Genomic DNA, 21,345 nt, shown 5'->3' on the forward strand with positions numbered 1-21,345 from the left:
AATGCCCGAGCCGATCGTTCTCACCCCGGACAACGTCGCCGATACGCTTTCCGACCTGCCCCGGCTGACACGGCTTGCGTTCGGTTTTGCTTCGCGCCTGCGGCGCGGCACGCTGGATGTGACGCTGCCGGACGGCCGATGCGTCCGGTTCGGGGGCGTCGAGCCGGGCCCCGCGGCCGCCATGGTCATTCATGACCATGCCTTTGCATGGCGCCTGCTCAATGGCGGCGACATCGGCATCGCGGAGGCCTACCTGCGGCGCGAATGGGACACCCCGGATCTGACGCAATTCCTCTACATCTTCTGCGTCAACCACGACCTGATCCAGGCGATGCTCGGCAACAAGCCGTGGATGCGGGTGGTGCAGGCCGTGCGCCACTGGTTCAATCGCAACACCCGCGCCCAGGCGCGGCGCAACATCCATGCGCATTACGACATCGGCAACGCGTTCTATTCGTCGTGGCTGGATTCCAGCATGACCTATTCGTCGGCGCTGTTCGAGGATGGCGCCAACGACCTGACCACCGCCCAGAACAACAAGTACCGGCGGCTCGCCGAAGGCATCGATCTCAAGCCCGGCCAGCGGCTGCTGGAAATTGGCTGCGGCTGGGGCGGGTTCGCCGAATATGTCGCCAAGAACTTCGGCGCCCGCGTGGTCGGACTGACCATCAGCCAGGAACAGTTCGACTTCGCGCGTAAGCGCATCCATGACGCCGGCCTCAACGAACAGGTCGAGATCCGGCTGCAGGACTACCGCGACGAGCGCAGCCAGTACGACCGTATCGCATCGATCGAGATGATCGAGGCGGTCGGCGAGGAGTTCTGGCCGCGCTATTTTTCCCAGCTTCGCGACCGGCTGCTGCCGGGGGGCCTCGCCGGCATCCAGGCCATCACCATCCAGGACCGGTTCTTCGACGCCTACCGTCGCGAGGTGGACTTCATCCAGCGCTATGTTTTCCCGGGCGGCATGCTGCCGTCGCCCAACGTGCTGAAGTCGCTCGGCGAGCATTTTGGCATACCCATCATCCGGGAGCGGATTTTCGGGCAAGATTATGCTCGGACGCTGGCGACCTGGCGGGATAACTTTCGCGCAGCATGGCCAAGCCTGACCCCACAGGGGTTCGACGAACGTTTCCGCCGGCTGTGGGAGTATTACCTCGCCTATTGCGAGGCTGGCTTCCTGTCGGGAAATATTGACGTTCGCCAGGTCATCTTTGCCAAGACGGCCTGAAGACCCGCCGGACCCGCCTCCACCCGCGCGCGTCTCGTCCCTGCCGAGGCCGTGGCCGGCGAGTTTCCCCTCGGCCGCAAAATGCTTTAGGCTCGAAAATTGAATCGATCCCGAAGCTAGGCCCGCGTTCCATCATGCCCATTCATAACGGTGTCGTCGAAGCGATCGGCAATACGCCGCTCATCAAACTCAAGCACGCGTCGGAAGCGACCGGCTGCACCATCCTGGGCAAGGCCGAGTTCATGAATCCAGGCCAGTCCGTCAAGGACCGCGCCGCGCTCTACATCATCCAGGATGCGGTCCGAAGCGGCCAGCTCAAGCCGGGCGGCGTCATTGTCGAGGGCACCGCGGGCAATACCGGCATCGGTCTCGCGCTGGTGGCCAACGCGCTCGGTTTCCGCACCGTGATCGTGATCCCGGAGACCCAGAGCCAGGAAAAGAAGGACATGCTGCGGCTATGCGGCGCCGAGCTGGTCGAGGTCCCCGCGGTCCCCTACGCCAACCCCAACAATTATGTGAAGCTGTCCGGCCGCCTTGCCGGGCAACTCGCGAAAACCGAGCCGAATGGCGCGGTCTGGGCCAACCAGTTCGACAATGTCGCCAACCGCCAGGCCCATATCGAGACCACGGCCGCCGAGATCTGGCAGCAGACCGGCGGCAAGGTCGACGGCTTCGTCGCCTCGGTCGGCTCGGGCGGCACGCTCGCGGGCGTCTCGATCGGCCTCAAAGCCAAGAACAAGGACATCCGCATCGCCCTCGCCGATCCGCTGGGATCGGCGCTGTTCTCCTATTACACGTCCGGCACGCTGAAGGCCGAGGGATCCTCGATCACCGAGGGCATTGGCCAGGGGCGAGTGACCGCCAATCTCGACGGCGCGGTGGTGGATGCCGCCTATCAGATCCCGGACACCGAGGCGGTGCCGCTGATTTTCGACCTGCTACTGCATGAAGGGCTCTGCCTCGGCGGTTCGACCGGCGTCAATGTCGCCGGCGCCATTCGCCTCGCCAAGGAGCTCGGCCCGGGCCACACCATCGTGACCGTGCTGTGCGATTATGGCACGCGCTATCAGTCGAAGCTGTTCAATCCGGAGTTCATGCGGGCCAAGAGCCTGCCGGTGCCGGAGTGGCTCGAGCGCCGCAGCACGCTGAGCGTGCCCTACGAGAAGGTATAGCGCTCCACCAGCAACATATGTTTGCCAGTGGTCCTTATGATTCTAACATTCGCAATGATGCCCGCCGATATCGGATGCGAATGTTGGAAGCGGATCACTAGCGCAGGATCTGGCTGAGGAACAGCTGGGTCCGCGCATGCTGCGGGTTGGCAAAGAACTCCTGCGGCGTGTTGGCCTCGATGATCTGGCCGGCGTCCATGAACACGACCCGGCTCGCCACCTCCCGCGCAAACCCCATCTCATGGGTGACCACCAGCATGGTCATGCCCTCCCGGGCAAGATCGACCATGGTGTCGAGGACCTCCTTGACCATCTCCGGATCGAGCGCCGAGGTCGGCTCGTCGAACAGCATCACCTTGGGGTTCATGGTCAGAGCGCGGGCGATCGCCACGCGCTGCTGCTGGCCGCCGGACAGCTGGCCCGGATACTTGTCGGCCTTGTCGGGGATGCGGACCCGCTCGAGGTACTTCATCGCGGTCGCTTCCGCATCCTTCTTGGGGATGTTGCGGACCCAGATCGGCGCCAGCGTGCAGTTGTCCAGCACCGTCAGGTGCGGAAACAGGTTGAAGCTCTGGAACACCATGCCGACGTCGCGCCGCACCTCGTCGATCCGGCGCAGGTTCGGGCCGAGCTCGATGTTGTCGACCACGATGCGGCCTTCCTGAAATTCCTCCAGTGCATTGATGCAGCGGATGAAGGTCGACTTGCCGGAGCCGGACGGCCCGCAGATCACGATGCGCTCGCCGCGTCCGACGTCGAGGCTGATGTCACGCAGCACATGAAACTCGCCGTACCACTTGTTCAGCCCTGCGACGGTCACGATCGGTTCGGCGGTCATGATGATCCTTCTCAGCGGCGTCAGTGGCGGCGATGGGCATTGAGGCGGCGCTCGACGAACAGCGAGTAGCGCGACATGCCAAAGCAGAACACGAAGTAGATCAGGCCGGTGAACGCAAAGCCGGTGAACAGCGTGGTCGGCGTCGCCCAGACCGGATCGGCGAACGCGGCGCGCAGCGATCCCAGGAGGTCGAAGATCGCCACGATCAGCACCAGCGTGGTGTCCTTGAACAGCGCGATGAAGCTGTTGACGAGGCCGGGAATGACATGGCGCAGCGCCTGCGGCAGCACGACGAGGCCCGTCGTCTTCCAGTACGACAAGCCCAGCGCGTTCGCCGCCTCCGCCTGCCCGCGCGGGATCGCCTGCAGGCCGCCGCGAATGACCTCGGCGTTGTAGGCGCCCGAGAACAGCGCGATGCCGATCAGCACCCGCAACAGCCCGTCGACGGTGAAATTGCCCGGCAGGAACAGCGGCAGCATGTAGGTGGCGAAGAACAGCACGGTGATTAGCGGCACGCCGCGCCAGAACTCGATGAAGGCGATCGAGAACACCCGGATCAGCGGAATGCTGGCGCGTCGGCCGAGCGCCAGCGCGATGCCGATCGGCATCGAGGCGACGATCCCCGTCACCGACACCACCAGCGTCACCAGCAGGCCGCCATAGAGCCGGCTGTCGACCACCGGCAGCCCGCCGTGGTCGAGCCCCATGGCCGCGACCACGAGACCGATGCCAATGAACGTGATGCCGCTGAGGAGCAGCGCCCGCCAGCCGGTCCGAAACCCGCCATTGAGCAGAAACAGCAGCAGCGAGACGATGATCGCGGTCAGCACAAGATCGGCCCAGACCGGCTGGCCGGAGGTCTGGATGGCGTCGCGCAGCCAGGTGAACGGCGCAATCGGGATCGCCAGAGCGCTGCCGAACAGCACCAGCGCCTTGCCGATCCCGATCGACAGCAGGCCGAACAGACCCCGTCCCTCGCCGAGATCGGCGAGCTTGCGTCCGGCGTCGACCAGGCTGTTGGCGACCGCGAGCGCCGCGTCCGCGAACCAGGTGAAGCCGAAGCCGCGAATGCCGCCGCCGTGCAGCAGGAAATAGGCGACGACCGGAAAGGCCAGGAAGAACAGCCCGGCATTCAGCGTCTTGGCCGGCAGGCGCGGGATCAGGAGCGGGATCAGCAGCACGACCGCGAGCAGGAAGATCAGGTTGACCCGCCAGCGCTCCGCCTCCGGATAGAAGCCGTAGATCAGCTGGGTTAGTTTGGCCTGGACGAACGGCCAGCAGGCGCCGACCGCGCGGCCGACGTTTTCAGGCAGGCACGCATTGCGATCCTGGCCCTGCCAGACGGCGTCCACCAGCATGAAGCGGACGGTCGGCACCAGGATGAAGCCGAGCAGCAGCGCGCTGACGATGGTCAGCACCGCGTTCATCGGCGAGTTGAACAGCCGTGTCCGCAGGAAGCCGACAAACCCGGTCGTGACCACCGGCGCCGGCCGCTGCGGCACCAGTTCCCGACGGACGAAGGAGGTCGCGAGCTGATCGGTCATGTGGCACCGAGGCTGCGGTTGAGGCGCCAGCCGTAGAAGCTCATGAGCGCGCTGGTGATCAGCGAGATCAAGAGGTAGACGCCCATGGTGATGGCGATGATCTCGATGGCCTGGCCGGTCTGGCTGAGTGTCGTGCCCGCGAACACCGAGAACAGGTCGGGATAGCCGATGGCGACCGCAAGCGAGGAGTTCTTGGTCAGATTGAGGTACTGGTTGGTCAGCGGCGGCAGGATCACCCGCATCGCCTGCGGCACCACGATCAGCCGCAGCGTCGCGCCCCGCGACAGGCCGAGCGAGGCGCCCGCCTCCATCTGGCCCTTGTTGACCGAAAGCACGCCAGCACGGACGATTTCGGCAATGAAGGCGGCGGTATAGGTCGACAGCGCGACGGTGAGCGCGACGAACTCGGGAATGATGCGCGAGCCGCCGGCGAAGTTGAAGCCGCGCAGCGCCGGCGTCTCGAAGCTCAGAGGCACGCCGAACACCAGGGCGGCGACGAGCGGCAGCCCGACCAGCGTCCCGACGGCATAGGGCCACACCACGAGCCGACGGCCGCGCTGGAACAGCTCGCGCCGGGCATAGACCCGCAACGCGATGGCAATGATGATGGCAACGCCGACCGCGGCCATGACGGGACCGAACCCGTCCAGCGGGACCGGCCGCGGCACCACGAAGCCGCGGTTGTTGAGGAAGATGCTGCCGAACAACGACAGGCTCTGCCGCGGACTTGGCAGCGCTGCCAGTACCGCGAGATACCAGAACAGGATCTGGAACAGCAGCGGCAGGTTGCGCACTAGCTCGACATAGCCGCCGGCAAGGCGCGACACCAGCCAGTTCGGCGACAGCCGCCCGAGGCCGACCATGAAGCCGATCAGGGTCGCGAAGAAAATCCCGATCACCGACACCACCAGGGTGTTCAGCAGGCCGACCACGAACACCCGGGCGTAGGTGTTGGATTCGGTGAAGGGGATCAGCGCCTGGCTGACGGCGAAGCCTGCGGTATTGGACAGGAAGCCGAAGCCGGATGCGATGTGCTGCGCCTGCAGGTTGGCACGGGCGTTGGCGACGATCTCGTAGCCGATCCACGCCAGCGCTGCGACCAGCAGCAGCTGGAGCGCAAGGCCGCTCCAGCCGGCGCGGCCGCCAAGCGCGCGTCGCAGCTTCTGCAGGAGCTGCGACGGCGGCGGGCGGGCATCGATCGCCATGGCGCGGCCCCGCGCCGGATCAGCGGATCGGCGGCGCGTACTGGATGCCGCCCTGGTTCCACAGCTTGTTCAGGCCGCGGGCGATCTGCAACTTGGAGCCGGCGCCGACATTGCGGTCGAACGTCTCGCCGTAGTTGCCGACCGCGCGAACGATCCGCGAGAACCAGTCCTTGGTCAGACCGAGCTGCTCACCAAGATTGCCGTCGGTGCCGAACACCCGCTTGAGCTCCGGCTTGTCGGACTTGGCCATCTCGTCGACGTTCTTCTGGGTGACGCCGAGCTCTTCGGCGTTGAGCAGCGCAAACAGCGTCCACTTGACGATGTCGAACCACTGGTCGTCGCCATGACGAACCACCGGGCCGAGCGGCTCCTTGGAGATCACTTCCGGCAGCACGACATGGTCGCTGGGATTGGCGAGCTTGAGGCGCTCGGCATAGAGCTGCGAGACGTCCGAGGTGAACACGTCGCAGCGCCCTGCCTCATAGGCCTTCACCGTCTCGTCGGCGGTGCCGAACGCGATGATCTCGTACTTCATGTTGTTGGCCTTGAAGTAATCGGCGACGTTCTGCTCGTTGGTGGTGCCGGTCTGCACACACAGCGACGCGCTGTTGAGTTCCAGCGCCGAATTCACCTTGAGCGACTTGCGGACCAGGAAGCCCTGTCCATCATAATAGGTGACGCCGGTGTAGTTGAGGCCGAGCGAGGTATCGCGCGACAGCGTCCAGGTGGAGTTGCGCGACAGCACGTCGATCTCACCCGACTGCAACGCAGTGAAGCGGTCCTTGGCCGACAGCGGCACGAATTTCACCTTGGTTGCATCGTCGAACACCGCCGCGGCGATGGCGCGGCAGATATCGACGTCGAGGCCAGTCCAGTTGCCCTTGTCGTCGGGTGCGGAGAAGCCCGGCAGGCCCTGGCTGACGCCGCAGGACAGCACGCCGCGGTCCTTCACGGTCTTGAGCGTTTGCGCATCGGCAGCCTGGATCGAGGCGCCGGCCAGCAGGACGAGAGCGGAGACGACGGACAGGCGTTTCATGACAAGACCTTTCACAATGACGGCGCATGACTCGACGTCCCGCAGGCGCAAATTCATGCTCCATTTGCGCGGCGGGACGGGATAAACCTTTGCCGCGCATAACAGAACGGCGGCCCCGGCAGGTCAAGGGGTTGACGACCTCCTTCCCCCGTCCTCTTATCGCCGGCGAACGCTTCGGCCGCGCAGCACGCCTCGTGCCGCGTGGGCCCGAAAGCTCATTTCCTCCGGATTTTACAGTCGTCTGTCGCCATGGCCGTTTCCAAGGACCACCCCCTCGCCCCTGAGACCGCGCTGATCACCTCCGGCCGTGACACCGTGGCGCAGAAGGGCTTCGTCAATCCGCCGGTCGTCCGCGGTTCGACCGTGCTCTATCCAACCGCCGACGACCTGCTGCATCATCGCAGCGAATTCTCCTACGGCCGCCATGGCAATCCGACCACGCGGGCGCTGCAGGATGCGCTGGTGACGCTCGAGGGGCCACAGTGCAAGGGCGTTGGCCTCGCGCCATCGGGACTGGCGGCAATCTCCACCGCGCTGCTGGCGGTCCTCAAGGCCGGTGATCATCTGCTGGTCACCGACAGTATCTATCGCCCGACCCGCAGTTTTTGTGACAGCCTGCTGACACGCTACGGCATCGAGACCACCTATTTCGATCCGCTGATCGGCGAGCGGATCGAGACGCTGTTTCGGCCCAACACCCGCGCCGTGATGGTGGAAGCCCCCGGCTCGCAGTCGTTCGAGATGCCTGATATTCCGGCGATCGCCGCGCTGGCGCACGCGCGCGGCGCACTGGTGATCGACGACAACACCTGGGCGACGGCGCTGTTTCATCGTTCGCTCGACCAGGGCGTCGACATCAGCGTCCAGGCCGCGACCAAATATATCGGCGGGCACTCCGACATCATGTTCGGCACCATCGCGGCCAACGCCACGGCGTGGCCGCTGGTCACCGAGGCGATCCGCCTGCTCGGCGTCTGCGTCGGCCCGGACGACGTGTTCCTGGCGCTGCGCGGGCTGCGGACGCTGGCGGTGCGTCTGGCTCATCATCAGCAGGCCGGCCTCGAGATGGCGCGCTGGCTTGCCGAGCGCCCCGAGGTCGCGCGCGTGCTGCATCCGGGGCTCGAGAGCGATCCGGGGCACGCGATCTGGAAGCGGGACTTCACCGGTGCGAGCGGCCTGTTCAGCGTCGTGCTCAAGCCGGCGCCGCAGGCGGCCGTCAACGCCCTGCTCGACACGATCGAGCTGTTCGGAATGGGCTTTTCGTGGGGCGGGTTCGAGAGCCTGGTGATCCCGTTCGACTGCGCGTCCTACCGCACCGCGACCAGCTGGGCGCCGGGTGGGCCGACGCTGCGCTTCCACATCGGCCTCGAGCAGACCGACGACCTGAAGGCCGACCTCGAGCGCGGCTTTGCCGCCTTCAACGCGGCGATCTAGTGTCCCGGTTCGCAAGTTCGCTGCATTTGCAGCAACCTTAGTACGAACTTGCAAACCGATCAGGACACTAAAATCTAGCTGGTGTCCTTATCGAATCCGAAGTTCGCGAAAGAGCTAGCCGCGAAATCGTGCAAGCTGCGGCTTCGGGACACTAGCCTTTGGCGGCGGGCGTCGTCTCCTCGGCCGCCGTCTGTCGGCCGTAGAACATGATGAAGTAGAGATTGCGAGCGTAGACCACGAGGCCGAGCGCCTGGCCCGCGATGAACACAGGGTCGCGGCGATAGAGCGCGTAGACCAGCAGCAGGACGCCGCCGCCGACCGAGAAGAACCAGAACGCGGACGGCACCACGCTCTTGCGCGCGCGCTCGGAAGCGATCCACTGCACCACAAAGCGCATGGTGAACAGCGCCTGCGCGACGAAGCCGAGCACCACCCAGCCGTCGAAGTTCATGACGAACACATCATGCAGGTAGGCGCCGAGCCTGCTCAGGATATCAGCCGACATGGGAAGTCACCTCGGTTGCGACCGGCGTGGATTTCTTGCGCCGGATCAGCCACCACACCCCCGCGAGGTCCATGATGCCGACCCAGAGCCGGTCGAAGAAGCCATAGTTGGAAACGCCAGCGTGGCGCGGACGATCGATCACGTCGACATAGGCGATCTCGAATCCTTCGCGCCGCACCAGCGCCGGCAGGAAACGGTGCAGGCCATCGAAATACGGCAGCGAGAGGAATACGTCGCGGCGGAATGCCTTGAGGCCGCAGCCGGTGTCGCGGGTGCCGTCACGCAGCACGGTCTTGCGGACCGCGTTGGCGACACGGGACTGGAATTTCTTGAAGCCGGTATCCTTGCGGCCGACACGCTGGCCGGCGACGAGGCCGAGGCGCTCTCCGCCCTCCTCCAGCCGCCCGATGAGGTCGCGCAGGAACTGGGGATTGTTCTGCCCGTCGCCGTCGAGGGTCGCGACGATGCCGCCCCGCGCGAAGCGCACGCCGGTGCGAACGGCCGACGACTGCCCGGCCGATTGGGCGTGGCGGACCTGGCGCAGCTCCGGCCGGCTCCGCATCAGCTCCGCAAGACGCGCGGCGGTGGCATCGGTCGAGCCGTCGTTCACATAGATGATCTCGTAGGCCCAGCGCCCGTCCAGCGCGGCTACGATCTCGGTCACCAGCGGAGCGATGTTGTCCTGCTCGTTGCGGACCGGCACGACAATCGACACCGCAGGAACCGGACGGACGGCATCGGGAGACATGGTGTTCATCGTTCTATCAATCCGCCGGATACAGCCGTTGCGCGGCCGATCGCGAAGCGACTGCCGGTATACTGGAAACTTCTTTTCGTCCAATAGTTTGCAGGCTTTTGGCCCGTCAGGGCCAAGAGCGCTCGCGGACGCGGACGCTTCTTATGAGGCCGCGGGCCCCACGGCAACCCCCCTCAGGGCGGCAATCGACGGTCCAGGCAACGGCTCGACCCGGCCATCGGCCGCAATCACGAAGCCGAGCCGGCGGGCCGCGAACCACTGCCGCACGGCCATGGCGCCAATCACTCCGACCACGCCACCTGCCACCACGTCGCTCGGATGGTGGGCGAGCAGCACGATACGGCTGAGAATGATCAGCACGGCATAGGTCATCATGACGAACCGCGTCCTCGGCCATACCGCCGCCACGGCAAACGCCAGCGAGAACGCGGTGATGGCATGGGCAGACGGCAGACTCGCGAACTGCGGCGACCAGGTCAGCGGTGAGAAGTTGAAGGCGTTGGCCGCGCCACCGACGAATGGACGGCCGCGGCCGATAAGGCCCTTGAGCACCTCGCCCACGAGGTTCGGGATCGCTACGGCAAGGAAAATGAACGACAACCGTACGCCGAGCGCGGCCCACTGCGCCCGTCGCACGCCCGACAACGCCGGTGCCACGATGACCGTCAGCAGCGCCAGCGCGCCGCAGGCCCACAGCACGTATTCCGATTTGCCGAAATCGGTGATGAAGCGGGCCGGCCACAGCTGCGGGGCGCCGCGTACAGGCATCGCGCTGATGACCGGTACGTCCAATGTCAGCATCAGGATCACGACCAGCGCCGCCGTGCCTGCGATCATTCCCAGGGTCTGGCGCGCCAACCGCCGGCGTCCGAGACTGGCGCGCGGCCGTGCGGGCGCACGGACAAGCCGCCCCAGGGAGCGGGCCGTGAAGCCTGCGAGCGCAACCGGATAAGCTTCGCGACCGGCCATGGCCATCTCACTGCGTTCCTTCCGAGCGGAACACCGCGATCGAGACCTGGCGGCCCTGTGAGTAATTGTAGCCCTCGATACGCGTCGCCACGTTGTAGCGCAGCCCGATCGCCTCGGCGCGCGCGGCGAACGCCCGCTCCTGCCGTGACTCGATCAGCGCGAAACGGCAACTGCCCTGGCCGAGGAAGTCGGCGGCGCCGGAGCCATCGGTCAGCAGCGTCGACGTGCTGGTCATGAACACGAGACTCGGCTCATGGAAGCCGGCGGCGACCGCCTTCGGGCCGACGCATTCGACATTGCGCAGCGCGCGCGCCAGTTCGACGCTCGGAAACAGCGGCGACAGCGACGGCAGCACCACGCCATAGACCACGACGCCGAGAAACCAGGACGCCGCCACCGCGTTGAGCAGCGAGCGGTCCGCCTCGTTGTCATCGTAGAGCCACCACGCGAACAACCCGAAGATCATGGCGCCGGCGGCAAACGGCCAGGCCAGGAACGCCGGCTGCAGCGTCAGCGCGATCGACAGCACGATCATGGCGACCGAGATGCAGACCGGCACCACGAACCACCAAGACGCGCCGCGCACCACCCAGGGGGTGCGCGACAGCACACGCCGCTCGAGGGCGCCGATGATCAGGATGGCGATCGCCGGATACAGCGGCAGCACATAGTGCGGCAGCTTGGTGATGACGATCTCGAACACGATCCAGGACGGCACCAGCCATGCCAGCAGGAACTGGGCACCCGGCTCGCGCCGCGCCCGCCACACCGCCGGCGCGGCAAGCCCGGCCAGCGCCGAGCCCGGCCAGAAGGTCAGCCAGAACAGCACGAAATACAGCCCGGGCGGTGCGCCATGCGACTCCTGCGGGCTCGCCAGCTTGTTGAACATGTCGCTGCCGAGCGAGTCGGCGAAGAAGCTGCCGCCTGACTTCAGCACGATCAGCACGAACCACGGCAGCACCAGCACCAGGACCCACATCAGGCCCCACAGCGGTCGCAACTGCCACAGCCACGCGCCGGTGCGGTCGAGGATCAAGAGCGCCGCGATGGTCAGCGCCGCGAACATCAGGATCAGCGGGCCCTTGACCAGCAGGCCGACCGCGATCGCGGTCCAGAACACCGCCGGCAAGGTCCAGGACGGATGAGGCCGGTCCTCGCCGCGCTGCCAGGGCACGTAGATCCGCGCCAGCGCGCCCATCACGGCTACCGAGGCGCACAGCAGCACTGCATCGGTCTTGGCCAAGCGCGCCTCGACCCCGACCAGCACACAGCCGCACAGCATCAAGGCCGCCAGCAGCGCTCCGCGGCGGGTGACGAAGGCGAGCGCGGTCCAGTAGGTCAGCAGCACGGCGCCGATGGCGCCGATTAGCGAGGGAATGCGGAACAGCCAGATGCGGACCTGCGCCCGTGGCAGGCCGAGCTTGGCGGCCGTCTCCACCGCCGCCGCCTGCAACCAGTAGATGCCGACCGGCTTCTTGTAGCGGACCTCGTCCTGGAACCGGATGTCGACGAAATCGCCGGTCTCGACCATCTGCTTGGTGGCCTGGGCGAAGCGCGCTTCGTCACGGTCGATCGGCGGGATGTTGAAGAAGCCAGGCAGGAAGAACAGCAGACCCACCAGGACCAGGAAGATCGAGGCACGGGCGTGGCTGGTTGCCACCACGTCGATGACGCGTGCAAGTCCGCGCCCGGGATCGACCCGGTTGGTGGGTTCGCGCGGCGCGCCAAAACGGGGGCGGTAAAGGGTCTCGGCCATCGGTTTCGCATACGATGAAACCGCCACCCCGACAACAGTTTGAACCCCTGTTATTGAATTCTCACCACAACTGTGTCCGCGGCGCCCGTCGCGTCCATCACGGTGAGCCGCACGAAGCCGGGTCCCGGCGGCTCGACCAGTGTCTGCCGCCGGCCGTCGATGTCGCCAACGGAAATTCCATTAACCAACATGGTCAGCGGCAGCACCCCGCCGGCAACCCTGACCGGCAGCGGCACAAACGATTTCGCGCCGTCAGCGGCAGCGTCGATCCGCGAGCCGTTCAACGGAAACTGGATGTGCAGCGCCTGCTCGCTGCCGGTGCGGATGAGGTCGCCTGCCGGACGGAAGCGGCGCAGCGGAAGCGGCAACCTGGTATTGCTGGCGATCAGGACCCCGCGCGGCGGCTTCGGCAGTGCCGCCGGCAGCTTGCCGGTGCGCGCGAAGGCGTCGAACAGGATCGGCGCCGCAGCGCTCCGTCCGATCAGGCCCGGCACCGGCGCCCCGTCGGGGCGCCCGACCCAGACCCCGATGGTCATGCGGCCGTCGAAGCCGACCGACCAGGCGTCGCGATAGCCGTAGCTGGTGCCGGTCTTGAACGCGATGCGGCCATGCACGCCGTTTTCGGGCGGCGGCGTGCCGATCAGCACGTTGCCGACCTGCCAAGCAGCCGCCTGATCCATCAGGCGCTGCGGCTCGCGCACCCCATCTGCGTCATCAACGATTTCGCGTAAGGCCACGGTCTGGCCGAGCCGGGCAAGCCCGGCATAGAGCCGCACGAGGTCGTTCAGCGTCACGCCGACGCCGCCAAGCCCCATGGCAAGGCCGGGGACCTCGTCCTTCGGCAGCACCAACGCCGCACCGGCCTGCTTCAGCCGCGCCGACAGCCGGCTTGCGCCGACGCGATCGAGCAGCGCGATCGCAGGCACGTTCAATGACAGCTGCAGCGCGCGCCGCACCGGTACGGTGCCCTGGAAGGTCATGTCGAAGTTTTCTGGCGCGTAATTGCCAAAGCGGATCGGGCGGTCGTCGATCAGGCTGTCGGGATGCACGAAGCCGTCCTCGAAGGCGAGCCCGTAGATGAATGGCTTCAGGGTCGATCCGGGCGAGCGCACCGCGCGGGTCATGTCGACCTGTCCGGCCCGGCGCACGTCGAAATAGTCCGGTGAGCCGACATGGGCGAGCACGTCGCCGCTGTCATTGTCGACGACGAGGATGCCGATCGAGACGTCCGCGCCCTGCGCCGCCGCGCGATCGCGGGCCAGCGCCTCGAGATTTTTCTGCAGCGTCGCATCGAGCGTGGTGCGGATCACGCGGGTGTCGGGCAAGGCGCCGACGACCTGATCGGTGGCATGGGGCGCCAACAGCGGCATCGGCTTGCGCAGCCGCGGCACGTTCTCGGCGCGTGCGGTCGCGGCGTCCTCCTGGGACACCCTGCCCTCACGCACCATGCGATCGAGCACCCGATCGCGGGCGGCCCGCGCCGCTTCGGGATAACGATCGAGCCGTCGCGTTTCCGGCGACTGCGGCAACGCCACCAGCAGCGCCGCTTCCGCGAGCGACAATCGCCTGGGCTCCTTGCCGAAATAGGCGAGCGCAGCGGCACGGACACCTTCGAGGTTGCCGCCGAACGGCGCCATGGTCAGGTAGAGGTCGAGAATCTCGTCCTTGTCGAGCTGCCGCTCGATGTCGATCGCTCGCACCATCTGCTTGAGCTTCGCCAGCACCGAGCGTTCGCGGCGCGGCTCCAGCAGCCGCGCGAGCTGCATGGTGATGGTCGAGCCGCCTGACACGATGTGGCCCCGTGTCGCGAGCTGCAACGCGGCGCGGCCGAGCGCCAGCGGATCGACGCCGACGTGGGTGTGGAAGCGCTGGTCTTCATAGGCGAGCAGCAGGTTGACATAGGTGGGATCGACGCCGCCTGTCACCGGCAGCCGCCAGCGACCGTCGGCCATGGCGTAGGCGCGCAGCAGCTTGCCGTTGCGGTCGAGGACGATGGTCGAGACCTTGTGTGCCTCGGCGAGCGGTACAGGACCGAGCGACACGACCCAGGCGGCGAAGCCGGCAAGACCGATGCCGACGGCGACCAGCGCCGTCAGCACCGCGGCCCTGAGCCGCCTCCGTCGGCCCGTGCCGGCCGCGATCGTCCCCTCGCCGCTCATTTGGCGGGCCGCACCTCGGCCGTGCCGGTCGCCGTGCGGCCGTAGCGCGAGGGATTGTACATGTCCTCGACATAGGCCTGCGGCAGCACGTACTTGCCCGGCGATACGGCGCGGACGACGTAGGCCACGGTGAACACCGGCTTGTCGCTGCCGGTCCGGTCGATCGCGGCATTGAAGCGGTCGTCACGGAACTCGGTGTTCGCCGGCTCCTTGCCGTCCTCGATCCAGTCCAGCGTTCCGGTGTCGCCGGAGGACACGAGATGCGGATTGTCGATCTCGAGTCCGGCCGGCAGATAATCCGCCACCATGATCTTGCCGTACTCCGGCTTGGCTTCTGTGATCTTCAGCACCACTGCGAAGCGGTCGTTCTGCTTCGCCTTGGCAACGTCGGCCGGCTGGCCATCGAGCGTGTAGTAAGCGCGCTCGATCTTGAAGCCGTTGGCGGCCGCTGGCTCCGGCGTCACCGGAGCACCGGTCACGGCCACCACCGCCTGTAGCGGCGCATCGCCGGTGTTGGTGATCTTGACCGGCTTGGTGCCGACGTCGGCGGCCGTATAGCTGCGGTACAGTGCGGTCTTCACCGGGCTGCCGTCGACATCCATCGCCAGGGCGTTCGCCTCCTTCGCCAGCGCCCGCGAGGCCAGTACCAGCCAAGCGTTCTCCTGCGTCGATGTGTACGGAGTGAGGCCGCGCGCGGCTTCGACACGCTGCACCGCCGAGGTCAGCGTCGCCCGCGTCGCGTTGCCTTCGCTGGCAAGCGACACCAGTGCCGCGGCGTCACGCAGCGACGAACCATAGTCGGTGCGGCCGAACACCAGCACCGGCTTGGGATTGAGGCTGTCGAGCGCCGCCGCATACACCCGCTCCGCCCGCGCGCGGTCGCCGACGAGGGCCAGCGCCGCAGCGAGCTGGGCCTTGGCGATCGGGGTCGCGAGGTTGTTGAGCTTGGTGTCGGCGAGGTAGCGCAGGTCGCCGATCGGCGCGGTGCCGTTCTTGGCGAGCACATAGAGGCCGTAGGCCAGGTTGCGGCCGCCGTCCTTCTCCGGCTCCGGCGCGTTGACCACCGTGTTGCGGATGCGGTCGAGCGCCGTCTTGAACAGCGTGTCGGGCACCACAAATCCCTTCTCCCGCGCGCGGGTCAGGAAGTCGGTGACATAGGCGTCGAGCCAGGCGTCGTCGCCGCCCGCCGACCACAGGCCGAACGAGCCGTTCGAGCCCTGCCGCGCCAGCAGCCGGTCGATCGCATCCTTGATGCGCTGGTCGACCGCCGTGTCCATCGCCAGATGGGCCTCGACCGCGAGGTCGTTGACATAGAGCAACGGCATGGCGCGGCTGGTGATCTGTTCGGAGCAGCCGAACGGATAGCGGTCAAGTGCCTTCAGGATGGTGGCGGCGTCGAGCGCCGTCGACGTGCTGACGGACACCGACACGCCGCCGGTCCCCGACACGAGGTCGGCGAACATGTCGGGTGACAGCGTCAGGCTCTCCCCCTTGGCGAGGGTGCGCACGGTGCGGCGCGCCAGGATCTGCGTCGCCGGCTTGACCTCGAGCGTGTAGTGCCGTGCGAGCGTCAGCCCGCTCGGTCCGCGGATGTCGACGTCGAGCTTGGCCGTCCCTGCCCCGCCCGCGTCGAGCGCGACGGAAACGCTGTTGCGCTGCTTGGCGGCGAGCCGCATCACCGTCGACGGATTGCCGGTGAGCTTCACCGGGCCCGTGGTGTTGATGCCGATGGTGTAGTCGCCGGCGGCGCCTTCGACATTGTCGATGTCGAGGGTCATCGAGCCGTGGTCGCCATTGAGCAGGAAGCGCGGCAGCGTCGCCGTCAGCACCACTGGATCACGGATGGTGACGTCGGTGTTGGCGCGGCCGAGCTTGGTGGCGGTCCACGCCACCGCCATCACCCGCGCGGTGCCGGCGAATTCCGGGATGTCGAAGGAGATCTCCGCCGTGCCGTTCGGGCCGACGGTGACGATGCCCGAATACAGCGCCAGCGGCTTCTGGGTGGGCGGGCTGCCCTGCAGCTCCGCCGCGGGTGCGTCGCCGCCCGAGCGGATCTGGCCGCGCGTGCCCTGCATGCCGTCGATCAGCTGGCCGTAGAGATCACGGATCTCCGCGGTCAGGCGGCGCTGGCCGAGATAATAGTCGTCCGGCGTCGGCGGCTTGTAGTTGGTGAGGTTGAGGATGCCGACATCCACCGCAGCGACGACGATCTTGGCATCCTCGCCGGGGGCGAGCCCCTCGATCTTGACCGGCAGCTTCAGTGTCGAGCTCGGCCGGATCAGTGCCGGCGGCGTCAGGCTGACGCTGAGCGTGCGCGCCTTCTTGTCGAGGCTGAGCCACTTCAGGCCGATGGCGCGGCCGGGCATGCGCTGGGCGGTGGTATCAAGCGGACGCCGCAGCGTCGCCACCACATAGGCGCCGGTGCCCCAGTCGCTGCCGACGGGAATCTTGACCTGCGCCATGCCTTCCTTGACGTCGACGGACTGCGTGGTCAGCAGCCGGTCGCCGAGCACGTTGACGGTCAGCCGGCCCGCGGTGCGGGCGTTGACCGACACCGTCATGGTGTCGCCGGACTGGTATTCCGGCTTGTCGATCGAGGTCTCCAGCAGGTCGGGCGTGTCGGCGCTGCCATCCGAATACCAGCCGACGTCGAACTGCACCGAGGTCAGCGGGCCATCGGCGTCGGTGGTCTTGACGTCGAGGCGGTAACGGCCGGGCTGCGGCGCCAGCTGGATGTGTGCCGGGGTATCGGCGGCGACCGTCAGGTCCCCGTCGGCGACGCGCTTGGTCGTCTTCACCGGCTCGTAATCCCAGGACGAGCCCTGGCGGTACCATTGATAGCGGGACTCGATCCGCAGCAGCTCGTAGCGCAGGCCGCTGCGCGCCAGCGGCTTGCCGTCGGGCGCGACGAACACGACGTCGAATTTGGCCGGGTCGCCCTCGGCGACGCTCTTGTCGGCGAACAGCGGCTTGACGCCGATCATGTTGCCCTGGGGGGCGACCGGCAGGGCCATCTTGCGCTCGACCGCGCGGCCGCCGGTTTCCACCATGCGGACGAAGAACAGCGCCTCCTGCGGCCGGGTCGAGGACGGCGGCTTCGGCAGGCTGGCCTTGAACGTCGCCTTGCCGTCGGCGTCGGCCTCGGGGAGGTCCTCGAGCGGCGTGCGCTCGTTGCTGGCGGTCTCGGTGTCGGCGACGCCGAACTGATAGCCGGCGTATCCTGGCCGGCCATCGGCGGGCACGACCAGCATGTCGCCTTCGATCGTCAGGCCTGCGGCGGGCGCGCCATAGAGGAAGCGGCCATCGACCTGCAGTTCGACCGGATTATCAGCAGAAATCTGCTTCGCCTTGGACGACAGATCGAATTCGATCCGATCCGGCACGTAGTCTTCGACCATGAAGGTGGTCTCGCCGATCGACGGCGCCTTCGGATCGGTGAACGCCCGCACCCGCCAGGTCCCGGTCGGAACCGCCGAGTTGAGCGGCAGCGTCAGGCTGCGGCCGCCGGCACCCTGGTCCGGCAGCACGGCGCGGCGGAATTCGACGCCATCGGGGCGCTCGACCACGAGCGTCAGCGGGCTGCCGGTCGCGGCCTTGCCCTGCCCGTCGCGCAACAGCGCGGTGAGATAGACGGTCTCGCCGGAGCGGTACACCCCGCGTTCGGCATAGACGAAGGCATCGAGCCCGGCCGGCACTGCGCGGCCGGCGACGCCGCGGTCGGTCAGGTCGAAGGCATTGGATTTGAGGCTGAGGAAGGCGTAGTCGGCTTTCTCTCCGGACGCTGTCAGCAGCGCCGGCGACAGGCCGCCCTCGCCGCGCGCGAGGCCGGATTCGAACAGCACATGCCCGGCCTCGTCCGTGGTCTTGGTGGCGAGGATCTCGTTGCTGCGGGAGATCAGGCGGACCTCGGCGCGGCCGACCGGCGCGGTCGACGCCAGCGAGTTGACGAAGACATGGATGCCGTCATTGCCCGAGAATGCGGTCAGGCCGAGATCGGAGACGATGAACCACTGCGTCGCGAGCGAGCCGGAATCGTCGTCATTGGCCGAGCCGGGCCCCTTGGCCGCTGCGGTCATGACATAGACGCCGGGCTGCAGGTCGCCGACCGCCTGGTCGACCGGGAACGCCGTCGTGACGTCCTCATTCAGCTTGGTCGCGGTCGCCATCTCGCCCGACCACACCTTGACGCCGCGCTCCTCGCCGAGGTTCGACAGATCATAGCTCGACAGCGAGCGCTGGAAGTCGCTGCCGAGCACGGTGTTGATCAGGTTGCGGTCGCCGATGCGGAAGATCTGGATGGTCACCGCGGGCGTGTTGACGCTGACCAGCGGGATGCCGCGCTGGCCGGTGCGCGGCAGCACATAGGCGCGGCCGGTGAAGCGCGCGAACGGCTTGCGGTCGCGGACATAGACGTTGAACTCGGCCGACTTCGGCAGGGTCTCCTTGACCGTCGACGGCAGGCCGGCGCGCAGGTTGAGGTTGTAGCGCTCGCCGTGCTTGAGCCCCTCGACGCAGAGCTGCTGGTCCTCGGTGGTCAGCGCCGGCTGGTCGGTGCCACCGAGCGTCACGAACGGGGTGAAGTCGACCCGCTTGGCGAGGTTCTCCGAAAACTGGAAGCAGACCCGGGGCGACGCCGAATCCGAGTCCACCGTATAGTCGAGCAGCCGGAAGCCATGGTCGTCGCGCAGCTTCTCGTACTCGCCGCGGACATCGGCGACCTCGCGCTGCTCCAGCGACAGCCGCAGCGCGTCGAGCGCGGGGCGCCACAGCTTGCGGTCTGCCAGCGACTTGCCGAGCACCGCGAGCGCATCGGCCTCCTCTGCCGGATTACCGAGCCGCTGATAGGCGATGTAGGACGCGGTCGAGGCGCGCTCGAGCAGGAAGGTCTGCTCGCGGCTGTCGACCGGGCGGACCTGCAGGATGGTCTTGGCGATGCGCAGCCAGTTACCGGCGTCCTCCGGCGCGACCGCGGCGACCTGGCCGAGAATTTGCAGGCCGGCCCGCAGGTCGTTGCGGCGCAGCGCCGCGTCCGCATCGGTCTTGAGCGTGGCCGCAGGCTTGGCGACCGGGCCGGCATCCTTCTTCATCTGGGCTTCGAGCCGGATCGCGGCGTCCGCGAGGTCGTCGCGTCTGAATGCCTTGTCCGCGGCGTGCGCCGAGACCAGGCCGAACGCCAGCGTTGCGACCAACGTGGCGGCGCGAACCAGACCGATCATGGTGAACTCCCTGAAGTGGCGGACGGACGCCGCCTGAACCCGACGAGATGCGCGAATCGTGACGGTGTCATGGCTACACGATCGGGCGACGAAAAAGTCGCCTCTCGTGCCGCGATCATGATCCATCGGCATGACGGCTTCGTCACGCATGATTGCGCGGGCGCCCCGAACTGGGGTACCCCTGCAGTTGTCGCCCCACCCCCGTTTCAGGTTCGGTGGACGCGCGCTGAAATTGTGTCGGATTTCATCAGCAATTTGCTGCTATGAAGAAGTAACGGTCCCGTAGCTCAGCTGGATAGAGCAACAGCCTTCTAAGCTGTGGGTCACAGGTTCGAATCCTGTCGGGATCGCCATAAAATCAATGACTTAGCGGCCTTCAAAAACCCCAAAAGTTGCAACCTGTCTGTGAGGTTGTAACTTTTCTTCATCCTCCGTTCGCCTGCAGCCGAAGTCGGGTGCGTTGCTGACAACAACGGTGTGAGATTTCTGAAAGACCTCGACAATTGCGAGGTCAGTTATGAAATACGAGAAGCTCTGGATTTCCGCGCTGCTCGCCGTTCAAAACGAGTGGTCACTGATGGCGTTCGCTATGCTGTTGGCAATTTCCACATGTTGGCAGCTGGCGCAGCGGTGGCGACGGTGAAGCGCCCTCACCTCCCCGACCTCGGCCTCTCGAACGGATGCTTCACCGGCAGCGACTTCATGGTCGGCATGTCGGCCGGCCGGTCCGGATAGAAAACGTCACGCGCCGTAGCCATCGGCCGAGGAAGGCGTCCCGGAACATCATGGCGTCGACCGGCCGCGCGAACTCGTAGACGCGCCAGCGGCCCTCGTGCTCAATGATCTCGCCGGTCGGATCGAACGGCGCTCAATGTCACCACGCTGGACCGCCGATCACGCCGCAAGTCACCGCAGAAAGCCCAACACGTTGCCGTGCAGAGCCTAAATTCACGGTTGAGGAGAGTCGAAACCAACTGAACTCGGCTTCTCCCCGAATCCCACCGTTTCATTTTCCCCCAAAACCAAAACGTTGGTTGGAAGCGGAACTGGAGCGGTCCATAAGAAACGTACTGGACGCGGATGCTGATTCGAACCTTCCCGGGTGATCAGCCCCGCTCCCCAGTTGGCAGGAGTTGGGCTCAGGCCCTCCTATCTGCCGTCGCGACGTCGGGTGAGCGAGCCGTCTCGGGTCCAAACCGGGACGGCTTGATCGATTCCGATAAATCGATCCGGAACACAGATTGTCCCGAGCTATTCCGCACCGCAAGGAAAACTTGACGAGGAGTGAAAAAAGGCTGGCGGCAGCGTACCGAGGGAAGAAGCGCAAGCCGAAGTGTTCTTCGCCTCCTCGGCATTCAGCCACTTGCGTACAGTGTCTTGTAACAGGTCCGCGTCGTCGGCCAACGTGCCGATACCCGCTACTTGCCGTCGTGCCGGCGAGCGATCACGCGTGTGAAAGCGACACTGTTCATGATGCGGCCCCATCAGAGACACGAGGCAAGCTGCTGTGGCGTGTACGGTGG

The 21,345-nt window shown here is 66.5% G+C and carries 14 protein-coding genes and 1 tRNA gene; 5 read left to right on the forward strand and 10 right to left on the reverse strand.

Annotation, left to right across the window (positions count from 1 at the left end; all coding sequences use genetic code 11):
- The first annotated feature begins 1 nt into the window (after position 1).
- Together AB4Z37_RS22370 and AB4Z37_RS22375 are read left to right on the forward strand one after the other, a co-directional pair.
- Positions 2-1,231, forward strand: a complete 1,230-nt coding sequence (locus AB4Z37_RS22370) for a class I SAM-dependent methyltransferase (RefSeq protein WP_441518942.1) — start codon at positions 2-4, stop codon at positions 1,229-1,231.
- 134 nt (positions 1,232-1,365) lie between these two features.
- Positions 1,366-2,403 (forward strand): cysteine synthase A, encoded by a 1,038-nt coding sequence (locus tag AB4Z37_RS22375; RefSeq protein ID WP_441518943.1) that lies wholly within the window; start codon positions 1,366-1,368, stop codon positions 2,401-2,403.
- A 97-nt stretch (positions 2,404-2,500) separates the two neighbouring features.
- Here AB4Z37_RS22375 and AB4Z37_RS22380 read toward each other — a convergent pair whose 3' ends face one another.
- From AB4Z37_RS22380 to AB4Z37_RS22395, 4 genes are read right to left on the reverse strand one after another with little or no spacing between them, the layout of a single operon-like run.
- Positions 2,501-3,241, reverse strand: coding sequence for an amino acid ABC transporter ATP-binding protein (locus AB4Z37_RS22380; RefSeq protein ID WP_441518944.1), 741 nt, complete (start codon positions 3,239-3,241; stop codon positions 2,501-2,503).
- Positions 3,242-3,261: 20 nt separating this feature from the next.
- Positions 3,262-4,785, reverse strand: a complete 1,524-nt coding sequence (locus tag AB4Z37_RS22385) for an amino acid ABC transporter permease (protein ID WP_441518945.1) — start codon at positions 4,783-4,785, stop codon at positions 3,262-3,264.
- Entirely contained in the window at positions 4,782-5,990 is a 1,209-nt protein-coding gene (locus tag AB4Z37_RS22390; protein ID WP_441518946.1) for an amino acid ABC transporter permease, read from the reverse strand. Before AB4Z37_RS22390 ends, AB4Z37_RS22385 begins: the two co-directional genes overlap by 4 nt.
- Before the next feature lie 19 nt (positions 5,991-6,009).
- Entirely contained in the window at positions 6,010-7,026 is a 1,017-nt protein-coding gene (locus AB4Z37_RS22395; protein WP_441518947.1) for an amino acid ABC transporter substrate-binding protein, read from the reverse strand.
- 249 nt (positions 7,027-7,275) lie between these two features.
- Here AB4Z37_RS22395 and metC point away from each other — a divergent pair, with 249 nt between their 5' ends.
- The gene (gene metC, locus AB4Z37_RS22400) at positions 7,276-8,460 is read left to right on the forward strand and encodes a cystathionine beta-lyase (RefSeq protein ID WP_441518948.1); all 1,185 of its coding nucleotides are present in this window, start codon (positions 7,276-7,278) and stop codon (positions 8,458-8,460) included.
- A gap of 151 nt (positions 8,461-8,611) precedes the next feature.
- Here metC and AB4Z37_RS22405 read toward each other — a convergent pair whose 3' ends face one another.
- The 6 genes from AB4Z37_RS22405 to AB4Z37_RS22430 all read right to left on the reverse strand — a co-directional run bounded on the left by AB4Z37_RS22405 (position 8,612) and on the right by AB4Z37_RS22430 (position 19,822).
- Entirely contained in the window at positions 8,612-8,965 is a 354-nt protein-coding gene (locus AB4Z37_RS22405; RefSeq protein WP_441518949.1) for a lipid-A-disaccharide synthase N-terminal domain-containing protein, read from the reverse strand.
- Complete coding sequence (locus tag AB4Z37_RS22410; RefSeq protein WP_441518950.1) at positions 8,955-9,722, reverse strand: glycosyltransferase family 2 protein; 768 nt, start codon at positions 9,720-9,722, stop codon at positions 8,955-8,957. Before AB4Z37_RS22410 ends, AB4Z37_RS22405 begins: the two co-directional genes overlap by 11 nt.
- 141 nt (positions 9,723-9,863) lie before the next feature.
- Positions 9,864-10,691, reverse strand: a complete 828-nt coding sequence (locus tag AB4Z37_RS22415; protein ID WP_441518951.1) for a phosphatase PAP2 family protein — start codon at positions 10,689-10,691, stop codon at positions 9,864-9,866.
- A gap of 7 nt (positions 10,692-10,698) precedes the next feature.
- On the reverse strand, positions 10,699-12,447 hold the full coding sequence (locus tag AB4Z37_RS22420; RefSeq protein ID WP_441518952.1) for an ArnT family glycosyltransferase: 1,749 nt from the start codon (positions 12,445-12,447) through the stop codon (positions 10,699-10,701).
- A 50-nt stretch (positions 12,448-12,497) separates the two neighbouring features.
- On the reverse strand, positions 12,498-14,606 hold the full coding sequence (pbpC, locus tag AB4Z37_RS22425; RefSeq protein ID WP_441518953.1) for a penicillin-binding protein 1C: 2,109 nt from the start codon (positions 14,604-14,606) through the stop codon (positions 12,498-12,500).
- Positions 14,603-19,822 (reverse strand): alpha-2-macroglobulin family protein, encoded by a 5,220-nt coding sequence (locus tag AB4Z37_RS22430; RefSeq protein ID WP_441518954.1) that lies wholly within the window; start codon positions 19,820-19,822, stop codon positions 14,603-14,605. The genes pbpC and AB4Z37_RS22430 overlap by 4 nt, the downstream gene beginning before the upstream one ends.
- Positions 19,823-20,098: 276 nt before the next feature.
- Between AB4Z37_RS22430 and AB4Z37_RS22435 the strand changes: the two genes are divergently transcribed.
- Positions 20,099-20,175 (forward strand) — tRNA-Arg (locus AB4Z37_RS22435).
- A 124-nt stretch (positions 20,176-20,299) separates the two neighbouring features.
- On the forward strand, positions 20,300-20,557 hold the full coding sequence (locus AB4Z37_RS22440; RefSeq protein ID WP_441518955.1) for a hypothetical protein: 258 nt from the start codon (positions 20,300-20,302) through the stop codon (positions 20,555-20,557).
- Positions 20,558-21,345: the final 788 nt, after the last annotated feature.

This window comes from Bradyrhizobium sp. 2TAF24 (assembly GCF_052115025.1).
Lineage (GTDB): Bacteria > Pseudomonadota > Alphaproteobacteria > Rhizobiales > Xanthobacteraceae > Bradyrhizobium_A.